Annotated in this window: 21 protein-coding genes; 14 read left to right on the top strand and 7 right to left on the bottom strand. The window is 60.6% G+C overall.

Going from position 1 to position 23,995, the window contains the following annotated elements:
- Positions 1–105 precede the first annotated feature (105 nt).
- The 5 genes from bioD to bioB form a co-directional block, all read right to left on the bottom strand.
- Positions 106–786, bottom strand: a complete 681-nt coding sequence (gene bioD, locus BVK86_RS09460; protein WP_075946189.1) for a dethiobiotin synthase — start codon at positions 784–786, stop codon at positions 106–108.
- Positions 783–1,595, bottom strand: a complete 813-nt coding sequence (gene bioC / locus BVK86_RS09465; protein ID WP_075946190.1) for a malonyl-ACP O-methyltransferase BioC — start codon at positions 1,593–1,595, stop codon at positions 783–785. Before bioC ends, bioD begins: the two co-directional genes overlap by 4 nt.
- Entirely contained in the window at positions 1,588–2,319 is a 732-nt protein-coding gene (locus BVK86_RS09470; protein ID WP_075946191.1) for an alpha/beta fold hydrolase, read from the bottom strand. Before BVK86_RS09470 ends, bioC begins: the two co-directional genes overlap by 8 nt.
- Positions 2,312–3,490, bottom strand: a complete 1,179-nt coding sequence (gene bioF / locus BVK86_RS09475) for an 8-amino-7-oxononanoate synthase (protein WP_075946192.1) — start codon at positions 3,488–3,490, stop codon at positions 2,312–2,314. The genes BVK86_RS09470 and bioF overlap by 8 nt, the downstream gene beginning before the upstream one ends.
- A gap of 147 nt (positions 3,491–3,637) precedes the next feature.
- Positions 3,638–4,693 carry a biotin synthase BioB gene (gene bioB / locus BVK86_RS09480; protein WP_075946193.1) on the bottom strand — a complete coding sequence of 352 codons (1,056 nt, stop codon included), beginning with the start codon at positions 4,691–4,693 and terminating at the stop codon, positions 3,638–3,640.
- A gap of 90 nt (positions 4,694–4,783) precedes the next feature.
- Between bioB and BVK86_RS09485 the strand changes: the two genes are divergently transcribed.
- The 5 genes from BVK86_RS09485 (at position 4,784) to rarD (ending at position 10,493) form a co-directional block, all read left to right on the top strand.
- Positions 4,784–5,521: a ComF family protein gene (locus BVK86_RS09485; RefSeq protein WP_075946194.1), complete on the top strand. Its 738-nt coding sequence runs from the start codon at positions 4,784–4,786 to the stop codon at positions 5,519–5,521.
- Between the two features lie 63 nt (positions 5,522–5,584).
- Positions 5,585–6,349, top strand: a complete 765-nt coding sequence (locus BVK86_RS09490; protein WP_075946195.1) for a TOBE domain-containing protein — start codon at positions 5,585–5,587, stop codon at positions 6,347–6,349.
- Between the two features lie 66 nt (positions 6,350–6,415).
- Positions 6,416–8,317, top strand: a complete 1,902-nt coding sequence (locus tag BVK86_RS09495; RefSeq protein WP_075946196.1) for a PhoX family protein — start codon at positions 6,416–6,418, stop codon at positions 8,315–8,317.
- Positions 8,318–8,432: 115 nt separating this feature from the next.
- On the top strand, positions 8,433–9,407 hold the full coding sequence (locus tag BVK86_RS09500) for a serine/threonine protein kinase (RefSeq protein ID WP_075946197.1): 975 nt from the start codon (positions 8,433–8,435) through the stop codon (positions 9,405–9,407).
- A gap of 198 nt (positions 9,408–9,605) precedes the next feature.
- Complete coding sequence (gene rarD / locus BVK86_RS09505; RefSeq protein ID WP_075946198.1) at positions 9,606–10,493, top strand: EamA family transporter RarD; 888 nt, start codon at positions 9,606–9,608, stop codon at positions 10,491–10,493.
- A 215-nt stretch (positions 10,494–10,708) separates the two neighbouring features.
- Here rarD and BVK86_RS09510 read toward each other — a convergent pair whose 3' ends face one another.
- Positions 10,709–11,227 carry a glycine cleavage system transcriptional repressor gene (locus BVK86_RS09510; protein ID WP_075946199.1) on the bottom strand — a complete coding sequence of 173 codons (519 nt, stop codon included), beginning with the start codon at positions 11,225–11,227 and terminating at the stop codon, positions 10,709–10,711.
- Between the two features lie 544 nt (positions 11,228–11,771).
- Between BVK86_RS09510 and BVK86_RS09515 the strand changes: the two genes are divergently transcribed.
- Positions 11,772–13,949 (top strand): malate synthase G, encoded by a 2,178-nt coding sequence (locus tag BVK86_RS09515; protein WP_075946200.1) that lies wholly within the window; start codon positions 11,772–11,774, stop codon positions 13,947–13,949.
- An 85-nt stretch (positions 13,950–14,034) separates the two neighbouring features.
- On the opposite strand, the gene BVK86_RS09520 is transcribed toward BVK86_RS09515, so the two are convergent.
- Positions 14,035–14,481 carry a response regulator gene (locus tag BVK86_RS09520; RefSeq protein ID WP_075946201.1) on the bottom strand — a complete coding sequence of 149 codons (447 nt, stop codon included), beginning with the start codon at positions 14,479–14,481 and terminating at the stop codon, positions 14,035–14,037.
- A 255-nt stretch (positions 14,482–14,736) separates the two neighbouring features.
- On the opposite strand from BVK86_RS09520, the gene BVK86_RS09525 reads away from it, so the two are divergent.
- The 8 genes from BVK86_RS09525 to BVK86_RS09560 all read left to right on the top strand — a co-directional run bounded on the left by BVK86_RS09525 (position 14,737) and on the right by BVK86_RS09560 (position 23,849).
- Positions 14,737–16,677, top strand: coding sequence for a putative nucleotidyltransferase substrate binding domain-containing protein (locus BVK86_RS09525; RefSeq protein ID WP_173668852.1), 1,941 nt, complete (start codon positions 14,737–14,739; stop codon positions 16,675–16,677).
- Positions 16,674–17,381, top strand: coding sequence for a 3'-5' exonuclease (locus tag BVK86_RS09530; protein ID WP_075946202.1), 708 nt, complete (start codon positions 16,674–16,676; stop codon positions 17,379–17,381). Before BVK86_RS09525 ends, BVK86_RS09530 begins: the two co-directional genes overlap by 4 nt.
- Positions 17,382–17,574: 193 nt before the next feature.
- Positions 17,575–18,093, top strand: a complete 519-nt coding sequence (locus BVK86_RS09535; RefSeq protein WP_075946203.1) for an RNA polymerase sigma factor — start codon at positions 17,575–17,577, stop codon at positions 18,091–18,093.
- Positions 18,090–19,064, top strand: a complete 975-nt coding sequence (locus BVK86_RS09540) for a FecR domain-containing protein (RefSeq protein ID WP_075946204.1) — start codon at positions 18,090–18,092, stop codon at positions 19,062–19,064. Before BVK86_RS09535 ends, BVK86_RS09540 begins: the two co-directional genes overlap by 4 nt.
- Positions 19,065–19,221: 157 nt before the next feature.
- Positions 19,222–21,627: a TonB-dependent siderophore receptor gene (locus BVK86_RS09545; RefSeq protein WP_075946205.1), complete on the top strand. Its 2,406-nt coding sequence runs from the start codon at positions 19,222–19,224 to the stop codon at positions 21,625–21,627.
- 71 nt (positions 21,628–21,698) lie between these two features.
- Positions 21,699–22,829, top strand: a complete 1,131-nt coding sequence (locus tag BVK86_RS09550; protein WP_075946510.1) for a PepSY-associated TM helix domain-containing protein — start codon at positions 21,699–21,701, stop codon at positions 22,827–22,829.
- Positions 22,826–23,008, top strand: coding sequence for a hypothetical protein (locus BVK86_RS09555; RefSeq protein ID WP_075946206.1), 183 nt, complete (start codon positions 22,826–22,828; stop codon positions 23,006–23,008). The genes BVK86_RS09550 and BVK86_RS09555 overlap by 4 nt, the downstream gene beginning before the upstream one ends.
- A 211-nt stretch (positions 23,009–23,219) precedes the next feature.
- Entirely contained in the window at positions 23,220–23,849 is a 630-nt protein-coding gene (locus BVK86_RS09560) for a glutathione S-transferase (RefSeq protein ID WP_092267227.1), read from the top strand.
- Positions 23,850–23,995 lie beyond the last annotated feature (146 nt).

The raw sequence follows: 23,995 nt of genomic DNA on the forward strand, positions 1-23,995 counted from the left end.
GAGAACTCGTCCTTGCAAAGAATAACCAACACTCATTGAAGCAGACCTGCTGACAAAACGCCCGACAAAAACACTAATGGCACTGTGCCTTGTCATAGGCAAATTCTAGTCCAGCAGATCCAGCTGAAGATGTTCGGCCACGGCTTCGGCCGTCACCAGCTTGAGTTTAGGCACCCGCCCCAGGCACGGCGCTGGAATGCGTTCGGCCAAGGTGGCGAGGTTTTCTTCCAGACGCGAAGTCTTCGGATCGATGATATTGGCCACCCACCCCGCCAGTTGCAAACCGTCCTTGGCAATCGCTTCGGCGGTGAGCAGCGCGTGGTTGATGCAGCCCAAGCGTACGCCAACCACCAGGATCACCGGCAGTCCCAGTGCCATCGCCAGATCCGACAGATTGTCCTGATCGGCCAATGGCACGCGCCAGCCACCGGCGCCTTCGATCAAGGTGAAATCGGCCTGCCTGTCCAGAATCTGCCGCATCGGCGTAACCAGAGATTGCACGGTCAGCGCGATGCCGGCCTCGCGCGCGGCCAGGTGCGGCGCAATTGCCGGTTCCAGCGCCACCGGATTGACCTGCGAATAAGTCATCGGCAGCGAACACTCTGCCAACAATGCCAACGCATCGGCGTTACGCAGCCCCTTGGGGGTCACGGTGCATCCGGAGGCCACCGGTTTGCCTGCTGCGGTGCTCAGGCCCGCCACACGTGCGGCATGCAGCAAACCAGCGGCCACCGTGGTTTTGCCGACATCGGTGTCAGTACCGGTGATGAAATAGGCTGCGCTCATAAGGGTTTCTCCAAAACGGCGTACACCACTTGATAAGTCGCCGGCAGACCTTGGGCCTGACGAAACTGCTCATAAGCCTCAACCAACCCCAAAATCCGCGCCCGCCCCGTCAAACCGCCAGGCCGGCCGGGATTGAGGTTATGCGCGCCCAGGGCCTTGAGTTCATGGGTCAGGCTGCGCACGTCCGGGTAATGCAATACATGCGCACGGGTTTCCAGCGTGTGCGTCTTCAAACCGCTGGCCGCACACAGCTGTTGATAAACAGCGAACTCGCGGAAGCGGTTGACGTGCACCATGCCATCGACCTGACGCCAGCTGTCGCGCAACTCGTACAACGTGCCTGCGCACAGACTAGCAAATGCAAAAACACCGCCCGGTTTCAGCACCCGATAGGCCTCGCTGAGCACCGAAGTGAAGTCCGCACACCACTGCACCGCCAGGCTGGAGTAGATCAGGTCGCAAGTCGCCTCGCGCAATGGCAGGTGTTCAGCATCGCCGGCGATGAAATGCGCGGCGCCACCCAATGGCCGGGCGTGATTGAGCATGCCTTCGGCGATGTCCAGCGCAACCCCGTGCCCGAGCGCAAAGCGCTCGCCCAGCGCACGACTGAAATGCCCGGTGCCACACCCAAGGTCCAGCCAACGCTGAGGGGTGAACGACGCCGGCAAGCGGCGCAACAATTGACTGCCCACCTCTCGTTGCAATTCGGCCACGCTGTCGTAGCTCGCCGCCGCGCGGGAAAAAGAAGCCGCGACCTGGCGCTTGTCGGGCAAACCGCCGGGCGGGTTGGGTAGGGATAAATCAGTCATCACCGGACTCATGCAAAAAGGCCTGGATGGCCCCCGCTACACCGTGGGGATCTTCCAGAAGAAACGCGTGGCCGGCCTGTTCAATCAGACCGATTTCGATATCCGGGGTCAGCGCGAACAACTCGCCTGCCGCCTCGGCGGGAACCAGCCCGTCAAGACCGCCAAACAGATGCAGTTGCGGGCCACGGAAAGCTTGCAAGGCCTGTCGGGTATCCAGCTGTGCGAGCACTTCCAGCCCACTCATCAACACCGACGCAGCCGTGTGTGGCGCCCCACCGAGCAACAGCCGCGACAACCCGCGAGGGTCTTCGGCACCTTGGGCGCACAGCAGCGAAAAGCGCTTCAATGTTCCGCGCGGGTCCGCAGCACAGCCGGCCAGAAACGCATCGAAGGTTTCACCCGCCATCGCGCTCGGCCACTGATCATGAGCGACAAAAGAAGGATTGCTCGCCAGGGTCAGCAAGCCGCAGCAACGGTCTCCACGACGCGCTGCCAGTTCAGAAGCGAACATGCCGCCCAGAGACCAGCCGCCAAGCCAGGCATCCTGTGGCAACGTCGCGTCGAGCTCATCGAGCCATTCTTCGAGATCACTGGAGTCCAGCTCCGGCAGCGGCTCGATCTCCACTCGCAAGTGTTCATCCAAACCGTGCAAGGCTGCCGTCAGCGGCTCCAGCGGAGAAACACCAAGGCCCCAGCCGGGCAGCAAAATCAGTCGATTACGCATGGCTTGGCTCCGGTCCCAGCTGGTCGAAACAATCGGCCAGTCCCTCTAACAATAGTTGCACCTGCGCCTCGCTATGGGCCGCGCTCAGGGTCACCCGCAGACGGGCGCTGCCGGCGGGCACGGTCGGTGGGCGAATCGCGGTCACCATCAGCCCGCGCTCGCGCAACATTTGTGACAACCGCACCGCCCGAGCGGCGTCGCCAATCATGATCGGCTGGATCGGCGTGAAGCTGTCCATCAGCGCCAGGCCAATCTGTTCGGCACCCTGGCGGAACTGCCGGATCAGCGTGTGCAGGTGCTCTCGGCGCCAGTGCTCGCTGCGCAGCAGTTCGAGGCTTTTGAGGGTGGCGCAGGCCAGTGCCGGCGGCTGGCTGGTGGTGTAGATGTACGGCCGGGCGAACTGGATCAGGCTCTCGATCAATTCTTCACTGCCGGCGACAAACGCACCCGCCGTGCCGAACGCCTTGCCCAGCGTGCCGACCAATACCGGCACATCGTCCTGACTCAAACCGAAATGCTCGACGATGCCGCCACCATTGGCACCCAACGGACCGAAACCGTGGGCGTCATCGACCATCAGCCAAGCGCCTTTGGCTTTGGCTTCCCGGGCCAGCGCCGGCAGGTCGGCGAGGTCGCCGTCCATGCTGAACACGCCATCAGTGACCACCAGGGTATTGCCGGTGACTTTCTCAAGACGTTTGGCCAGACTCGCGGCATCGTTGTGCAGATAGCGACTGAAACGCGCACCGGACAACAGCCCTGCATCCAGCAACGATGCGTGATTGAGCCGATCTTCGAGCACCGTGTCGCCCTGCCCCACCAGCGCGGTGACGGCGCCGAGGTTGGCCATGTAACCGGTGGTGAACAGCAGGGCGCGCGGGCGTCCGGTGAGATCGGCCAGTGCTTCTTCCAGTGCGTGATGCGGGCCGGCATGGCCGATAACCAGGTGCGACGCCCCGCCACCCACGCCCCACTTCAACGCGCCGGCGCGCCAGGCTTCAATCACGTGCGGGTGATTGGCCAGGCCCAGGTAATCGTTGTTGCAGAACGCCAGTAACGGCTGGCCATCGACCACCACTTCCGGGCCCTGAGGGCTATCAAGCAGCGGACGCTGGCGGTAGAGGTTTTCGGCACGACGGGCAGCAAGGCGTGCGGCGAGATCGAAAGACATGCAGGCCTCGACTATCAAATGACACAGATCCACTGTGGGTGCGAGCCTGCTCGCGAAGAGGCCTTCACATTCAACATAAATGTCGACTGTTACATCGCTTTCGCGAGCAAGCTCGCTCCCACAGGATTTTGCATTCCTTCAGAAGGTTCAAACGGCGGCGTTATAAAACTGCTCGCTGCTCTTCTGCTCAACCAGCGCCTGTTCGATCGCGGCTTGATGCACTTCGTCGGCGTGCTCTTCGCGGGCTTCCGGCAGGATGCCCAGGCGCGAGAACAGTTGCATGTCCTTGTCGGCCTGCGGGTTGGCAGTGGTCAGCAGTTTTTCGCCGTAGAAAATCGAGTTGGCGCCGGCGAAGAACGCCAGGGCCTGCATCTGCTCGTTCATCGCTTCGCGACCGGCGGACAGGCGCACATGGGATTGCGGCATCAGGATCCGGGCGACGGCGAGCATGCGGATGAAGTCGAACGGGTCGACGTCGTCAGCGTTTTCCAGCGGCGTACCGGCGACTTTCACCAGCATGTTGATCGGCACCGACTCCGGATGCTCCGGCAGGTTGGCCAGCTGGATCAGCAGGTTGGCGCGGTCGTCCAGCGACTCGCCCATGCCGAGGATGCCGCCCGAGCAGATTTTCATTCCCGACTCACGCACATAGGCCAGGGTTTGCAGGCGCTCGCTGTAGGTACGGGTGGTGATGATGCTGCCGTAGAACTCCGGCGAGGTGTCGAGGTTGTGGTTGTAGTAGTCGAGGCCGGCCTTGGCCAGTGCTTCGGTCTGATCCTGGTCCAGGCGACCCAGCGTCATGCAGGTTTCCAGGCCCAGCGCTTTCACGCCTTCAACCATTTTCAGCACGTAAGGCATGTCTTTGGCCGACGGGTGTTTCCACGCCGCGCCCATGCAGAAACGGGTCGAACCGATGGCCTTGGCGCGAGCGGCCTCTTCGAGCACCTTCTGCACTTCCATCAACTTTTCTTTTTCGAGGCCGGTGTTGTAGTGGCCGGACTGCGGACAATATTTGCAATCTTCCGGGCAGGCGCCGGTTTTGATCGAAAGCAGGGTTGATACCTGCACGCGGTTGGCGTCGAAATGCGCGCGGTGCACCGTCTGCGCCTGGAACAGCAAGTCATTGAAGGGTTGAACGAAGAGTGCTTTGACTTCGGCCAAAGTCCAGTCATGACGCAGGGTTGCAGAGGTGCTGGCGCTCATGGGCGTTTCCTTTGTTTTATGCTTGGCAAGCGCTGGGGACGGCATACCCACAGGCGCGACACGGATGTTCGGCATATTTAAGGAAGAGCAATGCGCTGTCAACCACGATACGAAGGACCGGTTTACATCTGGTTAAAAAACAAGCAGCCCTGTTTGCTGTGTGATGAAGTGGCCGATGGCGCCACGCCCATCTGCATGGCTTGCGAAACCGAACTGCCCTGGCTCGGCGACCACTGCCAAAGCTGTGCCTTGCCGTTGCCTTCGGCCGGCCTGACGTGCGGCCAGTGCCTGGCGCATCCGCCCGCCTTCGAACACGTCATCGCTCCTTGGACTTACAGCTTTCCGGTTGACAGCCTGATTACCCGTTTCAAGCACAGCGCGAAGTGGCCGTTTGGCCACCTGCTCGGCGAACTTCTCGTCCAAGCCCTGCAACATCGCTTCAATGATGATCTTGCGCGACCGGACCTGTTGCTGCCGGTGCCGCTGGCTTCCCGACGATTGCGTCAACGCGGGTTCAATCAAGCCGCCATGCTCGCGCGCTGGGTCAGCGCGGGGCTCGACATACCCCGCGATGAACGCCTGTTATTGAGGATTCAGGACACCAATGCGCAACAGGACCTCAATGCCGAGGCGCGCAAAAAGAATTTGCGCAACGCCTTCGCCCTTGCCCCTGGCGCCGCGTTCAAGGGCCGTCACCTGGCGCTGCTGGACGATGTCCTGACCACCGGCGCCACCGCGCAGGCATTGGCCCGTTTGCTGATGGACGCCGGTGCCGCTCGGGTGGATGTCTATTGCCTGGCCCGCACACCCAAACCCGGCGAGTCCTGACTTGACTAGTCCGCCCCAAGCGGCCAACGTCCTTGCCACCGACACAACCCAAAGCGTCTTGCCATGTCCTTGCCCAGCCTGTTATCCCAGCATATTGTCCGCCGCCCGCAACGCATCGCCCTGCTGCAGCACATTGCTGAACAGGGCTCGATCACCCGTGCCGCGAAAAGCGCGGGGCTGAGCTACAAGGCAGCATGGGATGCCATCGATGAGCTGAACAACCTCGCGCAAAAACCGTTGGTGGAGCGCAGTGTCGGCGGCAAGGGCGGCGGTGGCGCCAGGTTGTCCAGCGAAGGTGAGCGGGTTTTGCGCTTGTATCAAAAGTTGCAGGCGCTACAGGCCCAGGTACTGGAAGCGGCTGAAGATGCCAGCGACCTGGATCTGCTCGGGCGCTTGATGTTGCGCACCAGCGCACGCAACCAACTGCACGGCACGGTCGCGGCGATAGAGCCTCAGGGGCGCAACGATCTGATTCGCCTGGAGATGGCAGAGAACCTGATTGTCGCCGCACAAATCACCCACGACAGTACCGAACGGCTGGAGCTGAAAGTCGGCACCGAAGTGGTGGCTCTGATCAAGGCAGGCTGGCTCGACCTCATGGCAATCGACTCCGCCGCAACCCCCGGAAACAATAGCTTGATCGGCACGATCGAACAGATCCTCGACGCCGAGGACGGTCCCAGTGAAGTGCGCATTGCCCTGCCCAACGGCATGACGCTGTGTGCCTTGGCCGAACCCTGGTGTCAGCAATCTTTGGGGCTGAGCAGTGGTAATCCGGTGCGTGTCGAATTTTCGCCGTCGCGGGTTTTGTTGGGCACACCACTGTAAAACCGCTGCAACAAAACTTTCATCTCCCATCATTAAGGTGACTGCAAAAATCGCAGGAAGCCTGATATGAGCCTTTTGGAAGACAACCAGTCCACCGACCTCGAACAGATGGTCGGCCTCAGCCGCCGTGGATTCATCAGCGCGGGCGCCCTGTGTGGCGCCGCCCTGTTCATGGGTGGCAACTTGTTGAGCCGCAGCGTGCTGGCCGCCAGTGTCAGCGCCGGCAACAGCAAACTTCTGGGTTTTGCGAGCATTCCCGCCGCGACCGCCGACAGCATCAGCCTGCCGCCAGGCTACAAATCTTCGGTGCTGATCAGTTGGGGCCAGCCCCTGCACAAAAACGGTCCGGCGTTCGATCCGAGCGGCCATGGCAGCGCCGAGCAGCAGGAAGTCCAGTTCGGCGACAACAACGACGGCATGAGCCTGTTTGCCTTTCCCGGCGACGACAACCGTGCGCTGATGGCGATCAACAACGAATACACCAACTACCGCTACCTCTTCCCCCACGCGGGCATGCCGCAATCGGCCGAGGAGGTGCACAAAGCCCTGGCAAGTGAGGGGGTGTCGGTGATTGAAGTGCGACGCAAAAACGGTCACTGGCAGTTCGTCCAGGACTCGCGTTACAACCGACGCATCCACGGTAATTCGCCGATCACGTTGAGCGGCCCGGCCGCCGGGCACGACCTGCTCAAAACCAGCGCCGATCCGCAAGGCACAACCGTCCTCGGCACCTTCCAGAACTGCGCCAACGGCCAGACGCCCTGGGGCACTTACCTGACCTGCGAAGAGAACTTCACCGATTGCTTCGGCAGCAGCAACACCGAGCAGAAGTTCGACGCCGCACAGAAACGCTATGGTGCGGTGGCAACCAGCAAAGAGATCAACTGGCATCAACACGATCCGCGTTTCGACCTGGCCAAGAACCCCAACGAACTCAATCGTCACGGCTGGGTGGTGGAGATCGACCCGTTCGACCCGCAATCGACCCCGGTCAAGCGCACCGCACTGGGCCGCTTCAAACACGAAAACGCCGCCCTGACGCAAACCCGCGACGGCCACGCCGTGGTGTACATGGGCGACGATGAGCGCGGCGAATTCATCTACAAGTTCGTCAGCCGCGACAAAATCGATCACAAGAACCCCAAGGCCAACCGCGATCTGCTCGATCACGGCACCTTGTACGTGGCGCAGTTCGACGCCGGTGACGGCAATGCCGACCACCCCAAAGGCAAAGGTGTATGGGTGGAGTTGACCCACGGCAAAAACGGCATCGATGCCGGCAGCGGTTTTGCCGATCAAGCCGAGGTGCTGATCAACGTGCGCCTGGCAGCGAGCGTCGTGAAGGCCACGCGCATGGATCGCCCGGAATGGATCGTGGTCAGCCCCAAGGACGGCCAGGTCTACTGCACGCTGACCAACAACGCCAAACGCGGCGACGACGGGCAACCGGTGGGCGGGCCGAACCCGCGGGAGAAAAACGTCTACGGGCAAATTCTGCGCTGGCGCACCGACCGTGACGATCACGGCTCGAATACCTTTGCCTGGGATCTGTTTGTGGTGGCCGGCAACCCGCAAGTGCATGCCGGTACGCCGAAGGGCGGCTCATCGAACATCACCCCGCAGAATATGTTCAACAGCCCGGATGGCCTGGCGTTCGATAAGGCCGGGCGGTTGTGGATTCAAACCGATGGCGATGCCAGCAATGCCGGTGACTTCGCCGGCATGGGCAACAACCAGATGCTCTGCGCCGACCCGGTGACCGGGGAAATTCGCCGCTTCATGGTCGGGCCGATCGGTTGCGAGGTGACGGGGATCAGTTTCTCGCCGGATCAGAAGACGTTGTTTATCGGCATCCAGCACCCGGGTGAATTCGGTGGTTCGACCTTCCCCGAGCATCTGCCCAATGGCAAGCCGCGGTCTTCGGTGATGGCCATTACCCGGGAAGATGGCGGGATCGTCGGCGCCTGATCGGGCCCATCGCGGGCTTGCCTGCGATGGCGTTTGCACGGTCACCACCTATCTGCGCCGGTCTGCGCTACCATGCCTGGCCGGACGCAGCAGCCTGCTGCGCGCAGGAGTCAGCATGGCCCACCCGTTTGAAACCCTCACCCCAGACCTCGTGCTCGATGCCGTTGAAAGCATCGGCTTCCTGAGCGACGCGCGCATTCTGGCGCTCAACAGCTACGAAAACCGTGTCTATCAGGTCGGCATCGAAGACTCCGAGCCGCTGATCGCCAAGTTCTATCGCCCGCAACGCTGGACCAACGAAGCGATCCTGGAGGAGCACCAATTCACCTTCGAACTGGCCGATGTCGAGGTCCCGGTCGTCGCTCCGCTGATCCACAACGGTGAAACCCTGCACGAACACAACGGCTTTCGTTTCACCCTGTTCCCCCGCCGAGGTGGCCGTGCGCCGGAGCCGGGCAACCTCGATCAGTTGTATCGCCTGGGACAATTGCTCGGCCGCCTGCACGCGGTAGGCGCGACAAAACCGTTCGAGCACCGTGAAGCGCTGGGTGTGAAGAACTTCGGTTATGACTCGCTGACAACCTTGCTCGAAGGCAACTTCATCCCCCGCAGCCTGCTGCCGGCCTACGAGTCGGTGGCCCGTGACCTGCTCAAGCGCGTGGAAGAGGTCTACGACGCCACGCCGCACCAGAACATCCGCATGCACGGCGACTGCCACCCCGGCAACATGATGTGCCGCGACGAGATGTTCCATATCGTCGACCTCGACGACTGTCGCATGGGCCCGGCGGTACAGGACATCTGGATGATGCTGGCGGGAGATCGCCAGGATTGCCTGGGGCAGTTGTCGGAGTTGATGGACGGCTACAACGAGTTCCACGATTTCAACCCGCGTGAACTGGCGTTGATCGAACCGTTGCGCGCCCTGCGCCTGATGCACTACAGCGCCTGGCTCGCCCGTCGTTGGGACGACCCGGCCTTCCCGCGCAGCTTTCCGTGGTTCGGCACCGAGCGTTATTGGGGTGATCAAGTGCTGGCGTTGCGCGAGCAGCTGGCGGCACTCAATGAAGAGCCGCTGCAATTGTTCTAAGTCACCTGAATCCCTGTGCGAGCCTGCTCGCGATAGCGATGGATGAGCTTGCGTTGATGTTGGAATGGCAGCCTTCATCGCGATCACGCTCGCCCACAGGTTTTGCTTTCGCAATTACCCTGCCTATTCAGCCAAGACATTCGTAGACAAATCTCCTTACAATCGCCTCTTTGTTAGCTGCCTAAGCAAGGACTCTGCATGCAAGCCGCCAACCCGCGTCGCGGGTACATATTGGGCCTGAGTGCCTACATCATCTGGGGACTTTTCCCGATCTACTTCAAAGCCATCGCCAGCGTGCCCGCGGTGGAGATCATCATTCACCGCGTGTTGTGGTCGGCGCTGTTCGGTGCCCTGCTGCTGATGGTGTGGAAGCACCCGGGCTGGTGGCGCGAGTTGCGCGATAACCCGAAACGGCTGGCGATCCTCGCACTGAGCGGGACCTTGATCGCGGCCAATTGGCTGACCTATGTCTGGTCGGTGAACAACGGGCGCATGCTCGAAGCCAGCCTCGGTTACTACATCAATCCGCTGGTGAACGTGTTGCTGGGCATGCTGATCCTCGGCGAACGGCTGCGGCGCATGCAATGGATTGCGGTGGGGCTGGCGGCCGTGGGCGTGGCGCAACAGGTGTGGCAAGTCGGCAGTCTGCCGTGGGTGTCGCTGGTGCTGGCACTGACCTTCGGGTTCTACGGGCTGATTCGCAAGCAAGCACCGGTCAAGGCGCTGCCCGGGCTGGTGGTGGAAACCTGGATGCTGGTGCCGATTGCCATTGCCTGGCTGCTGTTCAATTCGACGGCGGCAAGCGCTCAACCTGAATTCTGGACCACCTCCGAGGCCTGGTGGCTGGTGGCCGCAGGCCCGGTTACGCTGGTACCGCTGGTATGTTTTAACGCCGCCGCGCGGCATTTGCCCTACACGACGCTGGGATTTCTCCAGTACCTGGCGCCGACATTGGTGCTGTTGCAGGCGGTACTGCTGTTTGGCGAACACTTGTCGTCCAGCACGTTGGTGGCCTTCATGTTCATCTGGGCCGGTCTGGCGGTTTACAGCGTTGATGCGTGGCTGAGCCTGCGTCGCCGCAGCTGATCAAAAAACGCACAAACCTCTACAGGCCACGTTTTACGTGGCCTGCACCGTTCCTTCCCAAGGTTATCCACAGTGTGATCCCCGGCGTTTGTGCGCAAGTTCTTGAAACTGCTGGTTTTTTGATCAAATCCTGAAAAGCCCCGGCCAGCAAGGCCTGGCGGGCTGTCTCTACAGGTTATCCACAGGCAGGTGCACGTTAAACTTGGATAACCCGTTCAAGGTTCACTGCGCAGCACCAACTCCACCATCAAATCGTCCGCCAGGGTTTCCAGGCGCGATTGCAGCACGTCCAGAGAGAGGGTTAACGGCACCGCCAGAATCGCCTCGGCGTGAAACAGCGGCTCACTGCTCATCGGCGCCGGACGCACTTCCGTCACCAGCCGCTCCAGGTTGACGCCCTGCTCGCTCAACAGCCGGGTGATGTCCCGCACGATGCCCGGACGATCATTTCCCACCAGTTCCATGGCAATCGGCTTCCAGGTACAGGACTGCTCAATGCCGCTTTCGGCGATCAACACGCGAATGCCATGAGCGGACAATGCCTGTAGGGCATCCACCAATGCGTCGTAAGACTCTGCCGGCACTCCCACCCGAAGGATCCCGGCGAACTGGCCGGCCATGCGCGACATGCGGCTTTCCAGCCAGTTGCCGCCCTGCTCGGCAATGCATTGGGCAATGCGCTCGACCTGCCCTGGCTTGTCCGGTGCAAAAACGGTGAGTACGAGGTGGTCCATGGCGCAGCCCTCTGGTCTTGTGTTTTGTTATAGAAAAATAAGTATAGGCAAGGGTAGCTGCAGCGCTGAATCGACTGACGCCATCGCTGGCAAGCCAGCTTCTAAAGGGATTGCGCAAGGCCCTGGGAGCTGGCTTGCTAGCGATCGAACACTCCGCCAATCTGCAGCGAACCACAAATCGTGTACAACTTTTTATATTTAACTGGAACAATCTCATGGTTTTTTGAGAACATCCCGATCCCCGACGTGACTGCAATGCGTCACGGGGTCGCAGAACGACGTAATTAGTCTAATTTTCACAAGCGCAATTCATCATGTAGTATGCCGCAGCGCGCACTACATAACGTTGGTTCGATGTCTGCCACAGGCGCAGTCGCATCCCTGAAAGCCCCGTCAGCAAGGCCCTCAAGCCGTTGATTGGTCCCCACCCAGCCGTCAGAAATGGCATGTACTGGTCGCAGGGTTTGTGGTTTAAATGGCCAGAGGCTCCATTGTTAAATTGAAGAGCTGAAAAGCGAAATAGCTGAGCAGAGTGAGGCAAGCAATGACTGAACACGTTCAAGTCGGTGGCCTGCAGGTCGCCAAAGTCCTGTTCGACTTCGTGAACAACGAAGCCATTCCCGGTACCGGCCTCACCGCCGATAAGTTCTGGGCCGGTGCAGACAAGGTCATCCATGACCTGGCACCGAAGAACAAAGCCCTACTCGCCAAACGCGATGATTTCCAGGCTCGTATCGATGCCTGGCACCAGGAACGCGCCGGTCAGGCGCACGACGCCGTGGCCTATAAAGCCTTCTTGCAAGACATCGGTTATCTGCTGCCAGAAGCGGCCGATTTCCAGGCAACGACGCAAAACGTCGATGAAGAAATCGCCCACATGGCCGGTCCACAACTCGTGGTGCCGGTGATGAACGCCCGCTTCGCTCTCAATGCTTCGAATGCCCGCTGGGGTTCGCTGTACGATGCGCTCTACGGCACCGACGCCATCAGCGAAGCTGACGGCGCGGAAAAAGGCAAAGGCTACAACAAGGTTCGCGGCGACAAGGTTATCGCCTTCGCCCGCGCCTTCCTCGACGAAGCGGCGCCCCTGGCAGCCGGCTCCCACGTCGATTCCACCAGCTACAAAATCGTCGACGGCAAACTGGTTGTCGCCCTCAAAGGCGGCAGCAACAGCGGCCTGCGCAACGACGCACAACTGATCGGCTTCCAGGGCGATGCTTCGGCACCGACCGCGATCCTGCTGAAAAACAACGGCCTGCATTTCGAAATCCAGGTCGATGCCAGCACCCCGGTCGGCCAGACCGACGCGGCCAGCGTCAAAGACATCCTGATGGAAGCCGCGCTGACCACCATCATGGACTGCGAAGACTCCGTCGCCGCCGTCGATGCCGATGACAAAGTGGTGATCTACCGCAACTGGCTCGGCTTGATGAAGGGCGATCTGTCGGAAGAAGTCGCCAAGGGTGGCAAGACGTTTACCCGCACCATGAACGCCGACCGCGCCTACACCGGCGTCGATGGTAATGCGGTAAACCTGCACGGCCGTTCGCTGTTGTTCGTGCGTAACGTCGGTCACCTGATGACCATCGATGCGATCCTCGACAAGGATGGCAACGAAGTGCCGGAAGGTATTCTCGATGGCCTGGTGACTTGCCTGGCATCGATGCACAACCTCAACGGCAACACCACGCGCAAAAACACCCGCACCGGTTCGATCTACATCGTTAAGCCGAAGATGCACGGCCCTGAAGAAGCGGCGTTCACCAACGAGCTGTTCGGTCGCATCGAAGACGTGCTGGGCCTGCCGCGCAACACACTCAAAGTCGGGATCATGGACGAGGAGCGCCGTACCACGGTCAACCTCAAGGCCTGCATCAAGGCTGCCAGCGAGCGTGTGGTGTTCATCAACACCGGCTTCCTCGATCGCACGGGCGACGAAATCCACACGTCCATGGAAGCCGGGCCGATGGTGCGCAAGGCCGACATGAAGGCGGAAAAATGGATTGGCGCCTACGAGAACTCCAACGTCGATATCGGCTTGAGCACCGGCCTGCAAGGTCGCGCACAGATCGGTAAAGGCATGTGGGCGATGCCTGACCTGATGGCGGCGATGCTTGAACAGAAAATCGCTCACCCACTGGCCGGCGCCAACACTGCCTGGGTCCCTTCGCCAACCGCCGCGGCCCTGCACGCGCTGCACTACCACAAGGTTGACGTGTTCGCCCGTCAGGCCGAACTGGCCAAGCGTGCGCCTGCTTCGGTGGACGACATCCTGACCATCCCGCTGGCAGTGAACCCGCAGTGGACCGCCGAGCAAATCAAGAACGAACTGGACAACAACAGTCAGGGCATCCTGGGTTATGTGGTGCGCTGGATCGACCAGGGCGTTGGCTGCTCAAAAGTGCCGGACATCAACGATGTCGGCCTGATGGAAGACCGTGCGACGCTGCGTATTTCCAGCCAGCATATCGCCAACTGGCTGCGTCATGGCATCGTCACCGAAGAGCAAGTGATGGAAAGCCTCAAGCGCATGGCGCCGGTGGTTGACCGTCAGAACGCCGGTGACGCGCTGTACCGCCCACTGGCCCCGAACTTCGACAGCAACATCGCCTTCCAGGCGGCGGTCGAACTGGTGATCGAGGGCACCAGGCAGCCGAACGGCTACACCGAGCCGGTCCTGCACCGCCGTCGTCGCGAGTTCAAGGCTGCCAACGGCCTGTAACCGAGCGTTGACGCCGGACATGAAAAAGCCCTGATCGAAAGATCAGGGCTTTTTCGTTTGCGTCACGTTGTAAAGCAGGGGGTGGCTACAGATCCATCCCCAACTCATGCTTGACCAACCCCAGCAATTTGCCGGTATCGATCGGCTTGAGCAGAAAATCCACCACGCTCAAATGCATCGCGGCAATGGCGTCTTTCACGTCAGCATCGCCGGAGACAATGATAATCGGCATCGCCGCCCGCACCGATTCACGCACCTGGCGGATCAGATCCAGGCCATCGACATGTCCCATCCGCAGATCGGTAATGACCAAACCAATCGAAGGTTTCTCCTCCAGCATCTTCAGTGCGGTTTCGCCACTGGCCGCCGTCATGCAACGAATACCATCCAACCCCAGGATCTCTGACAGCAGCTCCCGGGCATCTTTGTCGTCATCGACGATCAACACCCGTTGCGGCGGCAAGTCAGGTTCCAGCATGACTGCACTCAGCGCTTCGCGCTCGGCGTCACTCAAAATATCGTGGTCGGACATGGCGTACTCTACATGTTCAATTCAATTCCCTAGCACAGTGGTGAGACATCGCTAAGCAGACCTTCAATGTGCACTTCGTCGGATATTTTTCCAATAGGCAAATCGAGAGGTTTTTCTCACGTTTACGTAGGTGTTTTCTGACAATGCATCACGTTTACGGCCTACCTAGACTTACGTCCAATGGGCACCCCGGTCGCGGGGGTCGACCATGGTCGAGTCACCCGACAACAACAACTCCAAAAAAAGACTGCGGTAATGGTTATGAGTAGAGCGGACGCCTTCACCCAGGCAGGGAAAACCGCGGTGTTGCAGAACATCCAGGGCACCTTGCAATTTCTTCAGCGATTCCCGCCTTTCAATCAGATGGAACACGCTCACCTGGCGTACCTGGTTGAACAATGTCAGCTGCGTTTTTATGCCCCCGGCGAAAGCATCATCAAGCCCGCCGACGGCCCGGTTGAACACTTCTACATCGTCAAACAGGGCCGGGTCGTGGGCGAGCGCCCACACTCGGCCAAGGGCGGTAACGAAACCACCTTCGAGATCACCACCGGCGAATGTTTTCCCCTCGCCGCGCTGCTGGGTGAACGTGCGACGCGCACTGAACACCTGGCGGCCGAAGACACCTTTTGCCTACAGCTGAACAAGCTCGCATTCATCAAACTCTTCGCCATTTCCTCCACCTTTCGCGACTTTGCCCTACGTGGCGTGAGCAGCCTGCTGGATCAGGTCAATCAGCAAGTCCAGCAGAAAGCCGTGGAAACCCTCGGTACGCAGTATTCGCTCAATACCCGTCTGGGCGAATTGGCCATGCGTCACCCGGTCATGTGTGGTCCTTCAACGCCCCTGCGCGAGGCCGTGACCCTGATGCACGAGCAACAAGTGGGCAGCATCGTGGTGGTCGATAAGCTGCAAGCGCCGCTGGGGATTTTCACCCTGCGCGACCTGCGGCACGTGGTGGCCAATGCAGCCGGTGATTTTGCCGAAGCCATCGAACGCCACATGACGCCCTCGCCGTTTTACCTGACACCGGACCACAGCGCGTTCGACGCCGCAATTGCCATGACCGAGCGGCATATCGCCCACGTCTGCCTGGTCAAGGACCAGCGCCTGTGCGGCGTGGTGTCCGAGCGCGATCTGTTTTCACTGCAACGTGTCGACCTGGTGCACCTGGCGCGGACCATCCGCAATGCTCCGCGCGTGGAAAACCTGGTGGCGATCCGCGGCGAGATCGGCCAATTGGTCGAACGCATGCTGGCCCATGGCGCTTCGTCGACCCAGATCACCCACATCATCACCCTGCTCAACGATCACACCGTGTGCCGGGTGATTGAACTGACCCTCGCCGAGAAAGGTGACCCCGGGGTTGCGTTCAGCTGGTTGTGTTTCGGCAGCGAAGGTCGTCGCGAGCAAACGCTGCACACCGATCAGGACAACGGCATTCTGTTTGAAGCCCGCGACGCGGCGCACGCTGCCGAGATCCGCGGCAAGCTGCTACCCATCGCCCATCAGATCAACCAAAGTCTGGCGTTGTGCGGTTTCACCCTGTGCAAGGGCAATATCATGGCTGGCAACCCCGAACTGTGTTTGTCCCGGGTCGAATGGGCACGTCGTTTTGCCGCGTTCATCCGCGAGGCCACGCCGGAAAACCTGCTGGGTTCGAGCATTTATTTCGACCTGCGCGTGGTCTGGGGCAACGAACAAGGTTGTGAGCAGTTGCGTCGCGGGATCCTCGACCAGGTCGCCGACAACCGTTTGTTCCAGCGCATGCTGGCCGAAAACGCATTACGCAATCGCCCGCCAGTGGGGCGTTTCCGCGAGTTTGTGCTGGCGCGTAAAAATGGCGAGAAAGCCACGCTGGACTTGAAGATTCAGGGGCTGACGCCCTTCGTTGACGCGGCACGATTGCTCGCCCTGGCCCACGGCATCGAAGCCAACAACACCCTTGAGCGGTTTCGCCAACTGGTGGATAAAGAAATCATCGAGCCGCTGGACGGCGCGGCGTACGAAGAGGCCTATCACTTCATTCAGCAAACCCGCATGCAGCAACATCAATTGCAGTCCCGGGAGAATCTGCCTTACTCCAACCGCGTCGATCCGGACAGCCTGAATCATCTGGATCGGCGAATCCTGCGCGAATCCTTGCGCCAGGCGCAACGCCTGCAAAGCAGCCTGTCGCTGCGGTATCAGCTATGAGTCTGTTTTCATGGCTGCGCCCGGCCGGCCCGAGCCTGACCGCAGAGCTGCAACAACGCCTGCAACGCTTGCCTGCGGCAGCCGGTTTGAGCGAGTGCAGCCTGCGCGAACAGCGCTGGGTGGTGCTGGACCTGGAAACCACCGGACTGAACCTGAACAAGGATCGGGTACTGTCCATCGGCGCGGTGGTGATCGAGGACGGCGCGATCGACTTCAGCCAGCAGTTCGAACGTACCCTGCAATGCGCCGAAGTCAAACTCGGCCCCAGCGTGCTGATTCATGGCATCGGCCCCAGCGCGATTGCTGCCGGCAGCGATCCGGCCCTGGCGCTGCTCGATTTCATGGAATTCGTCGGCGACAGTCCGTTGCTGGCCTTCCACGCGCCCTTCGATCAGCACATGCTCGGACGCGCGCTCAAAGAACACCTGGGCTACAAGTTGCAGCACAGCTTTATGGACGTCGCGGACATTGCCCCGCTGGTCTGCCCACAAGCGCAGATTCGCGAGGCCGGGCTGGACGAGTGGATCGACTGGTTCAAGCTGGAAGTGTTCGAGCGTCATAACGCCAGTGCCGATGCCCTGGCCACGGCGGAACTGGCGTTGATTCTGTTCAGCCGCGCACGCCAGCAACAGATTCATAGCCCGTTGAATTTGCAGCAGCGGCTGAATCAGTGGAAGCGACGCCAGCAAACCCCATCGTTTTAATCTTCGGCGTCTGTCCCGCCCCATCGCGGGCAAGCCCGCTCACACAGGGATTTCACTGCTCCTGTATGAGCGGGCTTGCCCGCGATGAACGATGACGCGGTCACCCGACCAGCGCCAATTGCGCACCACCTTCGCCTCTGACACAATCGCGAACTATTCTCGTTAGTTAACATTTCCCAAACGGTGATGCTGCGTGTCGTCAGTCCCAAGCCCTCAAAGTGAGCTCGTCGGTGCGCTATATCGCGACCATCGCGGTTGGCTATTGGCCTGGCTTCGTCGCAACGTCGCCTGCCCGCAACGGGCCGAAGACCTGAGCCAGGACACGTTCGTACGCTTGCTCGGCCGTGATGAGTTGAAAGAGCCGCGCGAACCACGGGCGTTTCTGGTGGCCATTGCCAAGGGCCTGCTGTTCGACTATTTCCGCCGCGCCGCGCTGGAACAGGCTTACCTCACCGAGTTGATGCTGATTCCCGAAGCCGAGCAGCCGTCGGTGGAAGAACAGCAAATGATCCTCGAAGACCTGAAGAATATCGATCGTCTGCTTGGCAAGTTGTCGAGCAAGGCCCGGGCGGCGTTTCTCTATAGCCGCCTCGATGGCCTGGGGCATGCGGAGATCGCCGAACGCCTCGGCGTGTCGGTGCCACGCGTGCGCCAATACCTGGCCCAAGGCGTTCGTCAGTGCTACATCGCACTGTACGGGGAGCCGACATGAGCCCGCTCAGTTCCAAACCGGTCTCGGCGCAAGTGCTCGATGCCGCCATCGCCTGGCAACTGTCGCTCGATTCCGGCAACCCGGTGGAGCGCGAAGAGTTCACCAAATGGCACGCCGCCCACGAAGAACACGCCCGGGCCTGGCGCCAGCTGGGCATGCTCGACCAGCGTTTCAGCGTCGCCAGCGGCCCGGCCCGCACAGCCCTGCTGCAATCGCGTGAAGGTATTCGCCGCCGGGTGCGCAGGCTCGGCAGCGGATTAGCCAGCATCGTCGCGGTGATCGGTTTGGCGCTGTTTGCCGGGGAGCGTTACCTGCCGCTGGATTACTGGCTGGCCGACCAACGCACCGCGACCGGCGAACAGCGCAGCATTCGACTGGCCGACGGCACGCTGATCAACCTCAACACCCACAGTGCCGTGGACGTGCGCTTCGATGCGAAGCAGCGACGGGTGATCCTTCAGGAAGGGGAAATCCTCGTTGAAACCGGCCATGGCGATGCCCGGCCCTTTATCGTCGAAACCCGCGAAGGCAGCATGCGCGCGCTGGGCACGCGGTTCCTGGTCAAGCGTGAAGAAGAAGGGACGCGCCTGAGCGTCTTGCAATCGGCGGTGGCGGTTCATCCGCAATCGAGCAGCGACGAACACATACTGCGCGAAGGTCAGCAAATGCTGATCCGCAATGACAGCCTGGGGCCGATGACTGCGCTCAACCTCGGCGCGGATGCCTGGACCCGCGGCATGCTGGTGGTGGACAACGTGCGACTGGAAGATCTGTTGCACGAACTCGGTCGCTATCGCCATGGGTATTTGGCCGTGGCGCCGCAAGTGGCGGACCTGCGGATCACCGGCAGCTTCCCCCTGCACGACACTGATCAAGCGCTGAACACGCTGCTACCGACACTGCCGGTGCAGATAGAACGACACACGCAATGGTGGGTGACGGTGGCGGCCAAGCGTGATGCCAAGCCCTGAGTAAAAGTGGAACCCTGTGGCGAGGGAGCGTGCTCCCTCGCCATACGTATGCAGACTGATTTACTGAATCGAAATTATTTTCATCCAGCCCTATCACTTTTTGATTTTCGTTCGGCACCTAGGTAATTGAGAAGTATTCCCTTTCAGGAGCCGCTGTATGTCCCGTTCGCTAGACACCTTGTTGCGCCCCAGTTTGCTGGCGGTTGCCATCGCCCTTTGCACCCCTTTGGCCAGCGGCCAACTGGTCGCCGCTGAACAGGCATCCAGCGTTCGCGCTTACAACCTCCCGGCCGCGCCATTGGCCAGTACCCTGAACCAGATCGCCAGCCAGGCGGGCCTCGCGTTGTCGCTGAACCCATCGCTGGCCGCGGGCAAAACCTCTGCTCCGGTCAATGGTCAGTTCGATGCTGCGGCTGCGTTGCGTGAAGCACTGCGCGGTACGGGTTTGCAGTTGGAGCAAAGCGGCACCGGCACTTTTAGCCTTGCCCCCGTGCCTGAAGGTGCGATGGCGCTGCCAGCGACCAGCGTGATTGGCGTGGAAAATCTCGAAAACGCGTGGGGGCCTGTCGAAGGCTACGTTGCCACTCGCACCGCCGCTGGCACCAAGACCGACACCCCAATTGTCGAAGCACCGCGTTCGATGTCGGTGATTACCCGCGCTCAAATGGAAGATCGTGGCGTCCAGAACCTGGATGATGCGGTGCGCTACATGCCCGGCGTGATCGCCAGCAGCTATGGCAGCGACTCGCGTGCCGACTGGCTGCGTGTTCGTGGCTTCGAACCGACTCAGTTTCTCGATGGCCTGCCGTTGCCAAAAGGCTCCTATGCCAACCCGAAAGTTGAAACCTGGGACCTTGAGCGCATCACCCTGCTGCGCGGCCCGGCTTCTTCGGTCTACGGCCAGACCCCGCCGGGCGGCATGCTTGACATGGTCAGCCGCCGGCCCGATGCCCTTGCGAGCCATGAAGTGCGTGCCGAAGTCGGCAGCAACAACCGCAAACAGATCAGCTTCGACAGTACCGGCAAGATCGATGAGGAGGGCCAGTTCCTCTACCGCGTCGATGGCGTGGTACGCGACAGCGGCATGCCGATCGACCATACCGACGACAAGCGCTACAACCTGGCACCCAGCCTGACCTGGAACATCGACGACGACACGCACCTGACCTTCCTCTCGCAGTTCACCCGCGACGATACCGGTGTCTCCGGTCAGTTCCTGCCGCTGCAAGGCACCAAGCTGGATTCGGAAGCGGGCAAGATCTCTCACCACAAGAATCTCGGCGATCCGGATTCCGATCACTACGACCGCACCTACTACGCACTGGGTTACGCCTTCGATCATCGCCTGAACGATGTCTGGCAGTTCAAGCAAAACCTGCGCTACACCAAGAGCGATCTGGAATTCCAACAAGCTTATGCCTCGTTCGGTAATTCGGTCTCGCCCGATGGCACTCTGGCCCGTCTGGTCGACAAGGTTGACGAAGACATCAGCCAGTTCGCCGTGGACAACAACTTTCAGGCTGACTTCGAGACAGGTCCATTGTCCCACGTCGTCCTCCTGGGTCTTGATCACCAGCGCACCAACACCCGCTACAAATGGCTGGAGGGGAGCGCCCCGCCGAGCAACGTGATCAATCCAATACGTGGCGCGGACTTCTCCAACGTGGCGTACGCCACCTTCTATGACTACAACCAGAAGACCAACCAAACCGGGATCTACGCTCAGGATCAGATCTCCCTGGACAAATGGCGCCTGACCCTGGGCGGTCGTGAAGACTGGATCCACACCGCGACGCAGTTCTACAACCTGAACGATGCCACCAACACCCAGCGCGACAAGGCTTTCAGCGGTAACGCCGGCCTGAGCTACGTGTTCGATTCGGGGATTACGCCTTACATCTCTTACACCGAGTCGTTCCAGCCATCGATGGGGGCTGACGCCAGTTCCAGCAATTCGTTCAAACCCACCGAAGGCAAGCAAACCGAGGTGGGCGTCAAGTACATGCCACCGGGTAGCCGCACCTTGCTCACGGCTGCAGCGTTCGACCTGCGCCAGCAAAACGTTTCGGTTTCGCAGAACAACGTCACCAGCCAGATTGGTGAGCTGAAAGTACGCGGTATCGAGCTTGAAGCCACCTCCGACGTCAGCGAAAACCTGAAACTGGTGGGTTCCTACACCTACACCGATACCGAAATCCTCAAGGGTGCCGACAAGGGCAACCGGATGAAACTGGTGCCACGCAATCAGGCTTCGCTTTGGTCTGACTACACCTGGCATGCCGGTTTTCTCGACGGCTTCGGTGTGGGCGCGGGCGTGCGTTACGTCGGAGACACCTACGGCAGCACCAGCAACACCGACAACTCACATGTGGGCTCGTACACCGTGTACGACGCCGCCGTGCACTACGACCTGAGCCGCCTCAACTCGGCACTGGCTGGCATTTCGGTCGATGTCACAGCGAAGAACCTGTTCGACAAGGATTACATTTCCACTTGCGACGGCTTCTGGTGCTACTACGGCGACGAACGAAATGTCGTAGCCGCCGTGAACTACAAGTGGTAACCGCTTGACCTGACATGCCCACGCCCCGGCCGTCCTTTGTGGGCGGCTTTGGTTTTTCTGAAGGCCAAGAAATGAAAAGTAAAACAATCCGCCGCTGGTCCTTTGTCCACACCTGGTCCAGCCTGATCTGTACCGTGTTTCTGCTGTTGCTGGCATTGACCGGCCTGCCCTTGATCTTTCACCACGAGATCGACCATCTGCTGGGCGATGCCGCCGAGTTGAAGGTCATGCCGGCGGATACCCCGCAGCTGAATTTGCAGCAGTTGGTGCAGGCCGCTGAAAAGCATCGCCCGGGCGAGGTCATGCAGTACTTCGGTTTTGAAGAAGACGCGCCCAATGCCGCCATCGCCATCATGGCGGCCACGGCCGGCACCGAGCCGAACTCGTCCCACACCTTCATGCTCGATGCCCGTACCGGCGAAGCGCTGGAGATGCCGTCGGCCAATGGCGGCTTCATGATGGTCATGTTGCGCCTGCACGTGGACATGTTTGCCGGACTGCCGGGCAAGTTGTTGCTGGCGTTCATGGGTTTGCTGTTCGTCGTCGCGATCGTGTCGGGCACCGTGCTGTACCTGCCATTCATGCGTCGCTTGAAATTCGCCACTGTGCGCCAGGATAAATCCACGCGCCTGCGCTGGCTCGACCTGCACAACCTGATCGGCGTGGTGACGTTGACCTGGGCATTGGTGGTCGGCGTGACCGGTGTGATCAGCGCCTGCGCTGACCTGTTGATCGCCGCGTGGCGCAACGACAGCCTGAGCGCGATGGTCGCGCCCTACCGCGATGCACCGCCGTTGACGCATCTCGCGCCGGCCACTCGATTGCTCGACATCGCCAAGGAGGCTGCGCCGGGCATGCTGCCCGACTTCATCGCTTTCCCTGGTACGCGGTTTTCCAGCGAGCACCATTACGCGGTGTTCATGAAAGGCAGCACGCATTTGACCTCGCACTTGCTGACGCCGGTATTGATCGATGCCAGCACCCTGAAAGTCACTGCTGTGGCCGAACGTCCGTGGTACATGGACGCGATGGGCATGTCGCAGCCGCTGCACTTCGGTGATTACGGCGGCATGCCGATGCAAATTCTCTGGGCGACCCTGGATGTGCTGACCATTATCGTCCTCGGCAGCGGGGTTTACCTGTGGGTGGTGCGGCGCAAGGCTGCCAAACCCGTGCTGGAAAAAGCGGAGAGTGTGGCATGAGACCTCGGCAGTCGAGTTTCTGGAAGGTATTTGCCACGCCCACGGTCATTGCTCTCTTCAGCGCGGCGGGATTGTTTGCCGCGTTGCTGGGGGATGGCATTTGGGATGCCTTGAGCTGGCTGGGCCTCGGCATCCCGGCCTTCCTCGGCGTGCGCGGCCTCCTGCAACGCCGCATCTGAAGCGGGGCAGACACTACAACCTGCCAGTTAAAATGCAGTCCCTGAGGGAGCGAGCCTGCTCGCGATAGCGGTTTGTCAGGCAGGATTGATGTTGAATGTTAAGCCGCCATCGCGATCAGGCTCGCTCCCACAAGGGGTCCAGGCCATGGCATTTGAGCTCACGGCTCAACACGCTATGCTGCCCGTCACTGCCACCGATCGAGACGTTGCCATGTCCACCCCGAGCATGACCCTTTACCACAACCCGCTTTCGCCCTTCGTTCGTAAAGTCATGGTGCTGCTGCACGAAACCGGTCAACAGGACCGTGTAGCCCTGCAGAACTGCGTGCTCACCCCGGTCGATCCGGACCTGACGCTGATCGACGACAACCCCCTGAGCAAAATCCCCGCCCTGCGCCTGGCCGATGGCAACATCATCCACGACAGCCGGGTGATCCTCGATTACCTCGATCACCAACACGTCGGCAATCCGCTGATCCCTCGCGACGGCTCGGCCCGCTGGCGGCGCCTGACCCTCGCCTCGCTGGCCGACGGAGTCATGGATGCCGCCGTGCTCGTGCGTTATGAAGTCGCCCTGCGCGCGCCGGAAAAACACTGGGACGCATACCTCGACGCCCAACGCGACAAAATCCGCCGCGCCCTGGCGTTGCTGGAAAAAGACGCGATCGCCGAACTGACCAGCCATTTCGACGTGGCGGCGATCAGCGTGGCCTGCGCCTTGGGTTACGTGGACTTTCGTCATCCTGATCTGGACTGGCGCAGCGCAAATCCGCAATTGGCCGCCTGGTATTTCGAGGTGAGTCAGCGGCCTTCGATGATTGCGACGATGCCCAAGATTTAAATTTTCGCGGATTGCCCCGGCCTTATCGCGAGCAGGCTCGCTCCTACTTTTGACCGCGATCTCATGTGGGAGCGAGCCTGCTCGCGATGGCGCCGCAACGGATCTAATGGAAACAACCCGGCAATCAGCGTCGCCAACAGCCTTCC

This window comes from Pseudomonas reinekei (assembly GCF_001945365.1).
GTDB lineage: Bacteria > Pseudomonadota > Gammaproteobacteria > Pseudomonadales > Pseudomonadaceae > Aquipseudomonas > Aquipseudomonas reinekei.

Excerpts from the sequence above, each read along its gene's own strand:
- bioC (WP_075946190.1), bottom strand. The coding sequence starts at position 1,595 with ATGACTGATTTATCCCTACCCAACCCGCCCGGCGGTTTGCCCGACAAG.
- BVK86_RS09550 (WP_075946510.1), top strand. The coding sequence starts at position 21,699 with ATGAAAAGTAAAACAATCCGCCGCTGGTCCTTTGTCCACACCTGGTCC.
- BVK86_RS09540 (WP_075946204.1), top strand. The coding sequence starts at position 18,090 with ATGAGCCCGCTCAGTTCCAAACCGGTCTCGGCGCAAGTGCTCGATGCC.
- BVK86_RS09470 (WP_075946191.1), bottom strand. The coding sequence starts at position 2,319 with ATGCGTAATCGACTGATTTTGCTGCCCGGCTGGGGCCTTGGTGTTTCT.
- bioF (WP_075946192.1), bottom strand. The coding sequence starts at position 3,490 with ATGTCTTTCGATCTCGCCGCACGCCTTGCTGCCCGTCGTGCCGAAAAC.
- bioD (WP_075946189.1), bottom strand. The coding sequence starts at position 786 with ATGAGCGCAGCCTATTTCATCACCGGTACTGACACCGATGTCGGCAAA.
- BVK86_RS09545 (WP_075946205.1), top strand. The coding sequence starts at position 19,222 with ATGTCCCGTTCGCTAGACACCTTGTTGCGCCCCAGTTTGCTGGCGGTT.
- BVK86_RS09555 (WP_075946206.1), top strand. The coding sequence starts at position 22,826 with ATGAGACCTCGGCAGTCGAGTTTCTGGAAGGTATTTGCCACGCCCACG.
- BVK86_RS09485 (WP_075946194.1), top strand. The coding sequence starts at position 4,784 with ATGCGCTGTCAACCACGATACGAAGGACCGGTTTACATCTGGTTAAAA.
- bioB (WP_075946193.1), bottom strand. The coding sequence starts at position 4,693 with ATGAGCGCCAGCACCTCTGCAACCCTGCGTCATGACTGGACTTTGGCC.
- BVK86_RS09530 (WP_075946202.1), top strand. The coding sequence starts at position 16,674 with ATGAGTCTGTTTTCATGGCTGCGCCCGGCCGGCCCGAGCCTGACCGCA.
- BVK86_RS09510 (WP_075946199.1), bottom strand. The coding sequence starts at position 11,227 with ATGGACCACCTCGTACTCACCGTTTTTGCACCGGACAAGCCAGGGCAG.
- rarD (WP_075946198.1), top strand. The coding sequence starts at position 9,606 with ATGCAAGCCGCCAACCCGCGTCGCGGGTACATATTGGGCCTGAGTGCC.
- BVK86_RS09520 (WP_075946201.1), bottom strand. The coding sequence starts at position 14,481 with ATGTCCGACCACGATATTTTGAGTGACGCCGAGCGCGAAGCGCTGAGT.
- BVK86_RS09560 (WP_092267227.1), top strand. The coding sequence starts at position 23,220 with ATGTCCACCCCGAGCATGACCCTTTACCACAACCCGCTTTCGCCCTTC.
- BVK86_RS09495 (WP_075946196.1), top strand. The coding sequence starts at position 6,416 with ATGAGCCTTTTGGAAGACAACCAGTCCACCGACCTCGAACAGATGGTC.
- BVK86_RS09490 (WP_075946195.1), top strand. The coding sequence starts at position 5,585 with ATGTCCTTGCCCAGCCTGTTATCCCAGCATATTGTCCGCCGCCCGCAA.
- BVK86_RS09515 (WP_075946200.1), top strand. The coding sequence starts at position 11,772 with ATGACTGAACACGTTCAAGTCGGTGGCCTGCAGGTCGCCAAAGTCCTG.
- BVK86_RS09525 (WP_173668852.1), top strand. The coding sequence starts at position 14,737 with ATGGTTATGAGTAGAGCGGACGCCTTCACCCAGGCAGGGAAAACCGCG.
- BVK86_RS09500 (WP_075946197.1), top strand. The coding sequence starts at position 8,433 with ATGGCCCACCCGTTTGAAACCCTCACCCCAGACCTCGTGCTCGATGCC.